Source organism: Exiguobacterium sp. s163 (assembly GCF_018617135.1).
GTDB classification, from domain to species: Bacteria; Bacillota; Bacilli; order Exiguobacteriales; family Exiguobacteriaceae; genus Exiguobacterium; species Exiguobacterium profundum.
In genome coordinates this window covers 271,809-283,442 of the sequence record NZ_JACSJN010000004.1, presented here as the reverse complement: position 1 = coordinate 283,442, position 11,634 = coordinate 271,809, and the positions used below count along the sequence as shown (strand labels likewise).

Below are 11,634 nucleotides of genomic sequence, written 5' to 3'. Positions count from 1 at the left end.
CATGCTAGATGAATCAGCTTTAACACATATAATCGAGATGCTTGAGTCAGGTGAGACGGAACATGCACTCATGCATTTAGAAGAACTTGAGAAGGAAGGGTCGGATGATGACCGTTTAGCTATCGCTGACCTCTATTTAGAGTTAGGTCTTGCCGACCGAGCGACAGCCGTTCTCTCAAAGCTATACGTCGACTATGAGGGAGACTCGAATGTCGCCTTATCGCTAGCGGAAGCGTATTTGGATAGTGACCGTGAAGAGGAAGCGATTGCCGTGCTTGAAAAAATCAAATCGGATGACGCAGATACGCAAGTGAGGAGCCTCGTCCTCCTCGCTGACCTGTATCAATCGCAAGGATTGGATGAAGTGGCAGTGAAGAAACTGATGGAGGCGCTCGAGAAAAATCCGGATGAACCTTTACTCATCTATGGATTGGCTGAATTGTATGCCTCGACCGGTTCATTTGAACAAGCCATTCCACTTTATGCGCGTCTTCCGAAGATGAAGTTGCCGGCTGAAATCGACTATCAAGCGGATTACGCGGAGGCCCTCACGATGGTCGGGTCGTTTGAAGAGGCGCTCGAGGAATACGAGCGGGCCACACATCGCGATTTGAACACCGTCTTCGGTCATGCGATGACGGCTCATCGGATCGGACGTGAGGAAGTTGCGATCAAGCAGTTCAAAGAGCTTCAGGCGATGGACCCAGACTTCACGTCGCTCTACTTGCCTTATACCGAGGCACTCGATGCAATCGGGCAAACGGAAGAGGCCATCGAGATCGTCGATCAAGGCATTACGCGCGACGATTATAATGATGAACTGCGGCACGTCAAAGCAAGGCTGCTTCTCAAACTCGGAAATCGGGACGGTGCCATTAAAGAACTGCGTGAGGCGCTCGTGTTAAATCCAGAATCGTTACAAGCGACAGAATTGCTCTTGTCGATTTTATTTGAAGCAGGAGAATTCGATGACGTTCTCGAAACCATCGATGCACTCGAAGATCATACGACGTCGCCGCTCATGACATGGTACAAGGCGAAGGCGAAATATGAGCTCGAAGCGTATGACGAAGCGGTCAGTCTGTATGCCTCAATTGAGCCGATCATGAAAGAGGACGTGTCATTTGTGACGGAATGGGCTACACTGTTGATAGAGGAAGGTCGTAGACAAGATGCGCGACGTGTGGTCGAGCAATCGCTTGCATTGGTGGTCGATCTCGATGATCGCCAATTGCTCGAAGAACAGCTCGAACAATTGTCTGATGACGTAGAATGAATAAGGGAAGGGAATGAGGTCAGATGGTCGAGCGGAAACGTAATTTTTTGAAGCGATTCGTCGCTCATCATACGCTTCGGAAACGTGAAGCAAAGTGGATTCTTGACTATTGGTTAAGACATCCTGAAAAGCTTGGCAACGTTCATTTCGTGACAAACGCTTCAGTCTCACCACGAAGTCTCGTGATGACAGCGTACGGGTTTGACGGTGAACCGTTTCGATACCGACGGGGAGACCTTGTGACCATGAATCCTGAGAAGGCTTATCATGACATCCGTCTACACGATGGGCCAATCTATGTAGAGTTAAATTTTCAAGGCATGATGATCGATGAGAACTGGGTCGACATCGTCGAACAGAATCCGTTTGAACCAGTGGCAGAAGTGAGAGACGAAGTCTCTTCCTCTGCTCAAACGGTCATTCAAGCATCGGTTGCTCAATTTGAAGAAGAGCGATTGCTGATTGAAATCGATAAAGCGCTCGACCGACGAGACGAGAATTTATTCCGCAATCTGACGACTCAACTTCATCAAGTGCGAGCATCTAAATTATTTTGAAAAAAACAAGCGCTTCCGTTCCGGTAGGCGCTTGTTTTTTGGTATATTAATTACGTAGGAATACACATTTATTTCACAGTTCGTTCATAACTTTGAAAGGTGAGCGAAGTCATGTACGCTACAATAGACATGATGAGATATGAAGGAGAGGAGGGAAAAGATGAGGTTCGATAGTCAAGGGGCACTCCGCTCGATTGCCGAACGACAATACGTCGATACGCTCATCGTTCCGCTCGCAGAATTGGCGTTTGGTGAAGATATGGTTCGTAAAGCCGAAAGCTATGAAGTGATTCATGCCGTCACGGCTGAGACAGAACGTCAATTATCTGGTCGAACGATGCTCAGCCCGACCATCAGTTACACCGATGTGGAAGCTGGTGTGAAGTTGGCGCAGGATGTGGTGGCGAAAGCAAATTCATCCGGATTTTCTCACGTATTGTTTATCGCGTCAGACGTCCGTTTCAAAGCATTTGATTTGCCGGTTTTGTTCGTACCGCCGCTCGCGCTTGGATCGATGTCAAGCGATCAGGCGCACACGATGGTCCAGAATTTTGCGACGCAAGTCATCACGGAACTTTCGAGCCGTTGGATGGCGACATGAAGCGGTTGACGTAGAGGTTTTATTGATATACTATTTTGTTGAGTGAGAAATTTTTGTGAAGAATGCATAAAGAATTATGGGGTTATGCACACGAATGAGGGGGGAACGAAATGGCTCAAAATGGGTCAAAAGTCACGCGCCGTCAGTTCTTAACGTACACACTGACTGGAGTAGGTGGCTTTATGGCGGCAACATTGATCAGTCCGATGGTCAACTTTGCGATCGATCCGGTTTTGAAAAAATCCGGTGCAGGCGACAAAGTAAAAGTAATGAGTCTTGATGACATCACGACTGAGCCGCAACGTGTCGACTTTAAGAAACAAACACAAGATGCTTGGTATGAATTTGAAGAAACGCTTTCAGCATGGGTTTACAAAACAGATAGTGGCGAGATTGTCGCGCTTTCTCCGATTTGTACACACCTAGGTTGTCAGGTAGCCTACGCTGGTGACCCGACTCGTCCAACAGAATTCTTCTGTCCATGTCACTTGGGACGTTATGAAAAAGATGGAACGAACATCCCAGGTACACCACCGACAGCACCACTTGCACGTTATGAAAAAGAAGAAAAAGACGGCTTCCTATATTTAGGTAGTCCAGTCGCTCAGTAATGAGAGGGGGAACTAGCCGATGTTACAAAAAATTTATGACTGGGTCGATGAACGCGTAGACATCACACCGCTCTGGCGCGATATCGCAGACCATGAAGTACCGGAACACGTCAACCCTGCTCATCACTTCTCTGCATTTGTCTATTGTTTTGGCGGTTTGACGTTCTTTACAATCGTCATCCAGATCCTTTCAGGGATGTTCTTGACGATGTATTACGTACCAGATATCATCAACGCGCACGCGTCGGTGTATTATTTGCAAAATGAGATCGCACACGGACAAATCGTTCGTGGGATGCACCACTGGGGCGCATCTGTAGCCATCGTCATGTTATTCTTACATACGCTCCGCGTGTTCTTCACAGGATCGTATAAGAAGCCGCGTGAGCTCAACTGGGTCGTCGGTGTTCTCTTGTTCTTCGTCGTCTTGGCGCTCGGACTCACAGGATACTTGCTTCCATGGGACATGAAGGCATTGTTCGCAACAAAAGTTACGCTTCAAATCGCTGAAAGTGTACCGGTTATCGGTGGTATTGCGAAGACACTTCTCGCTGGTGGTGAGATTGTCGGGGCGAGCACACTCGCACGATTCTTCGCAATTCACGTCTTCTTCTTACCGGCGGCATTGTTCGGACTGTTGGGAGCCCACTTCTTGATGATTCGTAAACAAGGGGTTTCTGGACCGCTATAAGCCGATTCGAGGAGAAAAAGGAGGAGAAACGATATGCATCGCGGTAAAGGGATGAAATTTGTAACCGACTCTCGAGTAGGAATCTCGAATCGGAAACAAAACATTGCAAAAGACTATTCAGAATACCCAGGACGCACAGAGGCGTTCTGGCCGAACTTCTTGCTTAAAGAGTGGATGGTAGGGTCGGTCTTCTTGATCGGATTCATCGCTTTGACAATTGTCGAGGCACCACCGCTTCAAAATATCGCCGATCCAACGAACACGTCATACATTCCGTTGCCGGACTGGTATTTCTTGTTCTTGTATCAATTACTCAAATATCAATTCGCTGCTGGGGACTGGATCTTACTCGGCACAGTCATTATTCCAGGTTTGGCGTTCACGGCACTTCTCGTTGCACCATGGCTTGACCAAGGTCTTGAGCGTCGACCGGCGAAACGACCAGTCGCGATCAGTTTCATGTTACTTGGAATTCTCTCGGTCTTCTACTTGACTTGGGAATCTGTTCAAACGACACACTGGGATCAAGTCCATGCACAAGGTGAGCTTCAAATTCCAGGTGAAGGTCCTGAAATCGATACAGCGGCTCCAGGATATGAGATTTATTCGGCTCAATCTTGCGTCAACTGTCACGGTCAAAACCTAGAAGGTGGAGCAGCGGCTCCAGCACTCGTCGGAACGCAGTATACGGCCGAAGAGATCGCGGAAATCGCGGTCAACGGTGTCGGTACGATGCCAGCTGGTCAGTGGGACGGTTCAGATGAAGATCTCCAAGCCATGTCTGAGTTCATCGCTTCATACGGTGAAGGCGGCGAAAATAACAAGTAAGTCTTCAAGTGTAGCCTGGATATCGGGCTACACTTTTTTACTTCTGCACGACGCATACGATAAACTGAAGAAAAAGGATTGAGATAATGAACCCCATGTTTTTAAAACCGTTCTTGATGCATCGGATTGTACTGACTGTTTTATTGATCATCAACTTGGGAGGGACGATTTACGGATATATCTGGTATGAGCCTCAATTGCGTGACACACCGTACATCTATTGGCTGTTCGTACCGGATAGTCCGACGGCATCATTTTTCTTTACGATTGTTCTCGGACTTTGGTTAGCTAACAAGCGCTCCCCGTTGTTCGAGACACTCGCCTTCATCACGTTGGTCAAATACGGGGTCTGGGCCGTAATCATGAACATCATGTATCTCGGTACGTTACCACCGGATGCGCCGACCTTGACCATCTTGATGGCTGTCATGTTGATGGTCTCTCATGGTGCGATGGCGCTTCAAGCACTCATCTACGCACCATTCATGAAATGGACCATTACTTCGTTTGTCTGTTCATTGATTTGGGTAATTCATAATGACGTCGTCGATTATGTGCTCGGTCAATGGCCGCGCTATCCGTCACTCGCGGAACATATCATGTGGATCGGCTACGGCTCTTTCTGGTTGACCGGATTATGTTTTTTTATGGGATATGCGTTCGTACTACGCCCATCGCTTGAAAATAAGGTCATAAGAATGTAAAATCAAATTATCAAATACATGCAGAGGTGAAATAGAAAATGTCATTAGGTGGCTATATTTTCTATCTTGCACTGATCATGCTCATCCCCTTATGGGCCCAGATGCGAGTGAAAAGTACGTATAAGCAGTTTTTGAAACAACCGCTCCAAAGCGGTGTCACAGGTGCACAGGTCGCTGATTTCATCATGAAACAAAACGGTGTGCACAACGTGAGAATCGAAATGGTCGATGGACTCATGAGCGACCACTATGACCCGGTCAATAAAGTCGTTCGTTTGTCTCGCGAAGTGTATCAAGGGTCGACAATCTCGTCTGCCGCGATCGCTGCGCACGAGATCGGTCACGTCATTCAAGATGCGACAGACTATAAGATGATGCGCGTCCGCCATAGTCTTGTTCCGGTCGTCAACATCACGTCGAACTTGTCTTTCCCATTGTTGCTCGGTGGTTTCTTATTCGGGGCACTCGGGTTGGCTCAACTCGGTGTCATCATGATGCTCGGGGCGGTCGTGTTCCAGTTGATCACGTTACCGGTCGAGTTCGATGCATCGAAACGAGCGATGGCGCAATTGACGTCTCACGGAATCGTGACGGCGACAGAAGAGACTGGTGCACGTAAAGTGTTGAATGCCGCGGCTTGGACTTACGTCGCTGCAACGCTCGTTGCGGTTGCCGAACTTATTCGTTTGGCACTCATCGTCTTTATGCCACGTGAGGAATAGGATTGAATGGAATCCCGTCGGTAGGCGGGATTTTTTTATTTTTTGTTGAAAGGAAATGTTGTCAATGAAACCGAAGCTGACCGAGACGGGTCATCACCAATTGACAAATCGACTTGCGATGCTAAGAAGAGAGCGGACGGATGCGCGTGAACGGTTGCGGACAGCTCGAAAGTTTTGTGATTTCCGCGAAGACGTCACCTACACTGAAGCGGTACGTCAATATGAGCGGATCGAGGCGGATGTATTAGAACTGAATCGCCTCCTTGACGACGCGACCATCGTCGAATCCGTTCAGTCGGAAGTCGTGACGTTCGGAAATCAGGTCGTGATTCGGGAAGTGCAACAAGAAGAGACCGAGCGCTATCGAATCGTGAGTGAGGCAGAAGCAGATCTAGACCGAGGAAGCATCTCCGTGACATCGCCACTCGGTCGTCGTTTGATGGGGGCGACAATGGGGCAAATGATTCAAGTGGAAACGCCAGGAGGTACGATTCAAGTCGAGGTGCTCCACATCGAATCATAAAAAATCGCCCGTTCATCCCTGTGAACGAGGCGATTTTTTTGCTTATTTCAAAGGCATCCGATTTTCATCGAACGTAAACCCTTCGCCCCCGACTTCATACACGTGATGGAACGTGACGAACGCATGCGGGTCGATCTGTTTGACGATTGTCTTCAAACGGTTCACTTCGTTACGGCCGACGACGACATATAAGACCTCGAGTTCTCGGTTCGAATAACCGCCTTTTGCGAGCAGTCGGGTCGTGCCCCGGTTCATCGTCGCATGAATACCGTCGGCGATAGCAGTGCGGTGGTCACTGATGATCATCGCCGCTTTACCGGCATACGTTCCTTCTTGCATCGAGTCGATGACGCGTGCCCCGATATAGACGGCGAGGAGTGTGTACATCGCCTCACGAATGTCGAGGTATGTCAAACTGAGGACGATGACAAAGAAGTCAAAGATGAGAAACGTCTTCCCAATCGACCAGCCGATATAGCGTTGTACGAGTCGCGCGATGATATCGACGCCGCCCGTCGTCCCGCCATTGTTAAAGATGATTCCAAGACCGACTCCGATGAAGAGACCGGCGAACAAACTGGCGAGCACCATGTCATCCTTCAAGTCGATGACGAGCGTCGAATACTTGGCGATGAGTGCGTACCAAAGTGAAAAGGAGAACGTCCCGATTAGTGTATAAACGAAAGTCGTTCGACCTAACAACTTGTAACTCATGAAAAAGAGCGGGATGTTTAGTGCCAAGTTCGTGACAGAAGGTGAGATATCAAATAGTCCGCGGAGAATCAATGTGATCCCGGTGAACCCACCCTCGGCCAAATTGTTTTGGACGTTGAAGTGATAAACGCCGAATGCAAAAATAAAAGAACCTATTAAGATAAAAATAATATTTCGAACACGAATCGGTAATTGTACCGTCATCAGGTTCACCTCCCCTTAGATAGAGTACTCGAAAAACAGTTCGATTGACTACCCTGAACATATGACATTCAGAAACGAGTCGGCTATACTTTTCAAAGAAGAGGTGATGTAGATGAAAGTAGTAGCCATCGGGGCACATCCGGACGATATCGAAATCGGGATCGCCGGCATGACCGCCCAATGGACGAAAGAGAAGACTGAGGTTGTGTACGTCGATTTGACGAGAGCGGAACTTTCTTCAAATGGTGATGTAGAAACGAGACGACAGGAGGCAAGTGCGGCTGATGACGTGCTTGGTGTCCGTCGAATCAATCTAGGATTTAAAGACCGGGGGATTGACGGGGGAGAAGAGCAGCTCGAGGCAATCGTTTCCTTGATTCGCCGTGAGCGCCCAACCCACTTGCTCTATCCATATGAGGTCGACCGCCATCCGGACCATGCGGCCTGCGCCCATCTCGTGACAGAGGCGCTGTTTAATGCCGGGATTCGGAAGTACTTACCCGAACTCGAGGCATATCGTCCGGAAAGTGTGTACCAATATATGATCAATGCTCACGTCGAACCGGATGTGTGCGTGGATATTAGTGACACGATCGAAGTGAAGACACGGGCGCTTCAATGTTACGCGAGTCAGTTCACCCCCGTCGATGGGGTGAAGACACCGCTCACCGATGCGTACGTGGAACGGGTCATCGCCCGTGAACGCCATTTTGGGAGCTTGATTGGCGTCGCTTATGCGGAAGGCTTGAAGCGCGTTCGACCGTATGTCGTAAAACAGGCAGGTGAGCTCGCATGACATATCGGATTGGGATTCTGTGTTATCCATCGGTCGGAGGCTCTGGGATATTGGCGACAGAGCTCGGCATGAAGCTTGCGGACCGAGGACATGACGTTCATTTCATTACGAGCAGCATGCCGTTTCGTTTGAACGCCTATCACCCGAATATCACGTTCCATCAAGTCGAAATCAATCAATATTCGGTCTTTCGGTATCCGCCGTACGACATGACGCTCTCAGCGAAAATCGCGAGCGTCATCCAATCGTTCGGGCTTGATGTCATCCATGCACACTATGCCGTACCGCATGCCGTTTGTGCCGCGCTTGGTCGCGAGATGGCGGGAGTGAAGACTCCGATCGTGTCGACGTTACACGGGACCGATATTACCGTGCTCGGTGAGGACGAGGAACTGAAACCGGCCATTCTTTATGGATTGCGCCAATCGAACGCGATCACGGCGGTCTCGCATAGTTTGAAACGAGAGACAGAAGAGCGGATTGCCAGTGATTTACCGATCCAAGTCATCCATAACTTCATCGATGAATCGGTGTATACGCCTCAACTCGACCCGACACTCCGGGAACGGTACGGCTTGTCGGATGAGGACCGGGTCGCCATCCACATTTCAAACTTCCGTCCTGTCAAACGCGTCGACCTCGTCCTTGAGGCGTTCGATCAGATGGATGTTCCGAATAAGAAACTATTGCTCGTCGGAGACGGTCCGCTCATGGGTGCGATGCGTCGACTCGTGACGGAAATGGGGCTTGAAGAGCAGGTCATTTTTGCCGGGAAACAAGAACAAGTCGCCGCACTTCTGGCAATCAGTGACGTTCACGTCCTGTTATCAGACAAGGAGGCGTTCGGTCTCGTAGCGCTCGAGGCAATGGCGACAGGTGTGCCCTCTGTCGTGAGCGATGCGGGCGGGCTACCTGAAGTGATCACGGACGGTGAGGACGGTTTCGTCGTTCCAAAAGGGGATGCAAGCCAGGCCGCCTCTGCGATGGAGCGGCTCTTGACCAATCGTTCGCTACGAGAACGGTTCCGACAAAATGGATTGGTGAAATCCCGGCGTTTCGCCTCACATGACATCGTGACCGAATATGAGCGCTTGTATGAACAGGTGGTGACATCATGACAGAATGGGAATACGCAAAACAAATCATCGACACCATCGAACAGCATGGGGGCGAGGCGTATATCGTCGGTGGTGCTGTTCGGGATTACGTGCTCGGGAGTCTGCCCGATGATATCGATTTGGCGACGTCCCTCTTCCCGGAGGAGGTGATGGCGCTGTTCCCGAAGTCGGTTCCGACCGGTATTGAACATGGGACCGTCACGGTCATTCTCGACCACCATCCGTTCGAAGTGACGACATTCCGTTCAGAAGGGTCATATTCGGATTCGAGACGACCGGACCATGTCGCACTCGGGGTGTCGCTTGAAGAGGATTTATTACGAAGGGACTTTACGATGAACGCGATGGCGTTCCATGATGGGCGAGTGGTCGATTTATTCGGTGGCCAACATGATTTAGAGGAACGAATCATCCGAACAGTCGGCAGTCCGTTTGAACGGTTCGGAGAGGACGCGCTTCGCATCATGCGCGCGCTTCGCTTCATGTCACAGCTCGACTTCACCTTACATGACGAATTGCGGGAAGCGGCGAGCGGGCTCGGTCATAAGCTCGAACAGATTGCGATGGAGCGTATCGCAATCGAATTCGAGAAACTGTTGACGGGACCTGCGTATAAGAAAGCACTAGGTGAGATGGTCGAGCTCGGCATTCATCGTCATTTACCAAACGTGACGACCGAACTGATGCAGCGTGTCCAAGAGGACAATCGGACCCCTGTGAACGCGGTCAGCGGGTGGGCACTCTTTCTCTATCATGCACAGGATGACGGCTGGCTATCGCCATGGAAACGGTCGAACGCCATCAAACGGGAGGCACGCACACTTGCACAGCTCTGTGAGACAGGGCTTGACCGGATGACGATTTATGCGACGGATGAACAGACGCTCTCCACTTATTTCCGAATGAACGGGGAGAGAGACCGAAGCCGTGAACTGAAACAGTCGCTCCCGATGACGTCACGGAAAGAGTTAAAGTTTAACGGCCGGGACGCCTTAGCGCTCGGGGCACGAGGGGAAGCGATCAAGCATCTGTTAGCCGACCTCGAACGACGCGTCATCTTAAACGAGTTACCGAACCATGAGACAGTATTGAAAGAGGAGGCGAAACGATGGCTTCAACGCGCGGGCGTGTTCTGACGCTATTACAAGATGGTGAAGTATGGAGTGGCCAAGAGTTGGCCCGTCAATTAAATATTTCACGTACCGCTATTTGGAAACATATCGAAACGCTTAAGCAAGACGGTTATGCGATTCATACGATCCCAAGAAAAGGATACCAATTGCTTGAGCAAAGTGACCGATTCGATGAACCGGCGTTTGCGTCATATCGGAAGGGACGGTTCGGTCAAATCGTCCATGCGTTTGACCAAATCGACACGACACAACGAATCGCCCATGAGCTGGCGCAACAACACGTGCCAGAGGGGACGCTCGTCATGAGCGAGGAACAGACGGCAGGGCGCGGACAACTCGGTCGAAATTGGTACAATCCGAAGCACGTCAATATCGCGGCAAGTGTGATTTTAAGGCCGGAGTTGCCCATTCGCGACGCATCAAAGCTTACCTTGATGGCGGCGAGTGCGTTTGCGAAAGCGTTGAATGCACGTGACCTTGACGTGACCATCAAATGGCCAAACGATTTACTGCTAAATGGCAAGAAAATCGGAGGCGTTCTGACAGAAATGCAAACGGAAGGTGACCGCATCCAAGCCGTCATTTTAGGGTTTGGAATGAATGTCAACGGCGATGACATTCCGACGGAGTTGGCGCACCGGGCGACCTCCCTGTATTTAGAGACCGGGACGCGGTATCATCGCAGTGAGTTATTGGCAGAACTGTTGGCAGAACTCGAGACCGAATACGATCGGTTCCTTGACGTGGGATTTGCGCCCGTTCGCTTGAACTGGATGAAACATGCCGCCTATTTAAATGAGTCGGTCACCTTGAGTGGGTCCCGGACGTCGCGAACAGGTGTCATGCGTGGCATCTCGGACGAGGGGGCGTTGCTACTCGAAGTGGATGGAACGGTCGAACCGGTCTATTCTGCTGAGATTGCAGTGTGGAATGATTGATGAAAGCGAGACCATCGACTATACTTAATGTGTCGGACGCTATCAATTTTTGAAGTGTACCGCGCTTGCAGACTGTCACATTCAGTTGTCTGCCTTGATCATTATGACAGGGACAGAAGGACACTAACTCATGAAAACCATGAATTTGTTTTTCGTGCGCCTTCTTGCCATCTGTGTAAGAGGGCGTTTATTCTTTCCTGTCTCCACGTTTAGGAGGA

At 50.0% G+C, this 11,634-nt stretch carries 14 protein-coding genes; 13 read left to right on the top strand and 1 reads right to left on the bottom strand.

Features of this window, described 5'->3' with window-relative positions:
- Position 1: 1 nt before the first annotated feature.
- From KNO71_RS12410 to KNO71_RS12370, 9 genes are all read left to right on the top strand, one after another.
- The gene (locus KNO71_RS12410; RefSeq protein ID WP_214688851.1) at positions 2–1,276 is read left to right on the top strand and encodes a tetratricopeptide repeat protein; all 1,275 of its coding nucleotides are present in this window, start codon (positions 2–4) and stop codon (positions 1,274–1,276) included.
- Between the two features lie 23 nt (positions 1,277–1,299).
- A complete protein-coding gene (locus KNO71_RS12405; protein WP_015881475.1) occupies positions 1,300–1,833 on the top strand; it encodes a ReoY family proteolytic degradation factor in 534 nt (177 codons plus the stop codon).
- Positions 1,834–1,993: 160 nt separating this feature from the next.
- Positions 1,994–2,434: a YpiF family protein gene (locus tag KNO71_RS12400; protein WP_015881476.1), complete on the top strand. Its 441-nt coding sequence runs from the start codon at positions 1,994–1,996 to the stop codon at positions 2,432–2,434.
- A gap of 110 nt (positions 2,435–2,544) precedes the next feature.
- On the top strand, positions 2,545–3,045 hold the full coding sequence (locus tag KNO71_RS12395) for a QcrA and Rieske domain-containing protein (protein ID WP_015881477.1): 501 nt from the start codon (positions 2,545–2,547) through the stop codon (positions 3,043–3,045).
- A 19-nt stretch (positions 3,046–3,064) separates the two neighbouring features.
- Positions 3,065–3,736 (top strand): menaquinol-cytochrome c reductase cytochrome b subunit, encoded by a 672-nt coding sequence (gene qcrB, locus KNO71_RS12390; protein WP_015881478.1) that lies wholly within the window; start codon positions 3,065–3,067, stop codon positions 3,734–3,736.
- Positions 3,737–3,769: 33 nt separating this feature from the next.
- Positions 3,770–4,564 (top strand): menaquinol-cytochrome c reductase cytochrome b/c subunit, encoded by a 795-nt coding sequence (locus tag KNO71_RS12385; protein ID WP_015881479.1) that lies wholly within the window; start codon positions 3,770–3,772, stop codon positions 4,562–4,564.
- An 86-nt stretch (positions 4,565–4,650) separates the two neighbouring features.
- Positions 4,651–5,268: a DUF1405 domain-containing protein gene (locus KNO71_RS12380; RefSeq protein WP_214688850.1), complete on the top strand. Its 618-nt coding sequence runs from the start codon at positions 4,651–4,653 to the stop codon at positions 5,266–5,268.
- 38 nt (positions 5,269–5,306) lie between these two features.
- Positions 5,307–5,990: a zinc metallopeptidase gene (locus KNO71_RS12375; RefSeq protein ID WP_015881481.1), complete on the top strand. Its 684-nt coding sequence runs from the start codon at positions 5,307–5,309 to the stop codon at positions 5,988–5,990.
- 64 nt (positions 5,991–6,054) lie between these two features.
- Positions 6,055–6,513, top strand: a complete 459-nt coding sequence (locus tag KNO71_RS12370; protein WP_214688848.1) for a GreA/GreB family elongation factor — start codon at positions 6,055–6,057, stop codon at positions 6,511–6,513.
- 42 nt (positions 6,514–6,555) lie between these two features.
- On the opposite strand, the gene KNO71_RS12365 is transcribed toward KNO71_RS12370, so the two are convergent.
- Positions 6,556–7,431 (bottom strand): YitT family protein, encoded by an 876-nt coding sequence (locus KNO71_RS12365; protein ID WP_078146748.1) that lies wholly within the window; start codon positions 7,429–7,431, stop codon positions 6,556–6,558.
- 112 nt (positions 7,432–7,543) lie between these two features.
- Here KNO71_RS12365 and bshB1 point away from each other — a divergent pair, with 112 nt between their 5' ends.
- The 4 genes from bshB1 to KNO71_RS12345 are packed head-to-tail and all read left to right on the top strand — an operon-like array spanning position 7,544 to position 11,416.
- Positions 7,544–8,227 (top strand): bacillithiol biosynthesis deacetylase BshB1, encoded by a 684-nt coding sequence (gene bshB1 / locus KNO71_RS12360; RefSeq protein WP_015881484.1) that lies wholly within the window; start codon positions 7,544–7,546, stop codon positions 8,225–8,227.
- Positions 8,224–9,345 (top strand): N-acetyl-alpha-D-glucosaminyl L-malate synthase BshA, encoded by a 1,122-nt coding sequence (gene bshA / locus KNO71_RS12355; RefSeq protein WP_078146749.1) that lies wholly within the window; start codon positions 8,224–8,226, stop codon positions 9,343–9,345. Before bshB1 ends, bshA begins: the two co-directional genes overlap by 4 nt.
- Positions 9,342–10,481, top strand: a complete 1,140-nt coding sequence (locus tag KNO71_RS12350) for a CCA tRNA nucleotidyltransferase (protein ID WP_078146750.1) — start codon at positions 9,342–9,344, stop codon at positions 10,479–10,481. The genes bshA and KNO71_RS12350 overlap by 4 nt, the downstream gene beginning before the upstream one ends.
- A complete protein-coding gene (locus KNO71_RS12345) occupies positions 10,454–11,416 on the top strand; it encodes a biotin--[acetyl-CoA-carboxylase] ligase (RefSeq protein WP_214684453.1) in 963 nt (320 codons plus the stop codon). Before KNO71_RS12350 ends, KNO71_RS12345 begins: the two co-directional genes overlap by 28 nt.
- Positions 11,417–11,634 lie beyond the last annotated feature (218 nt).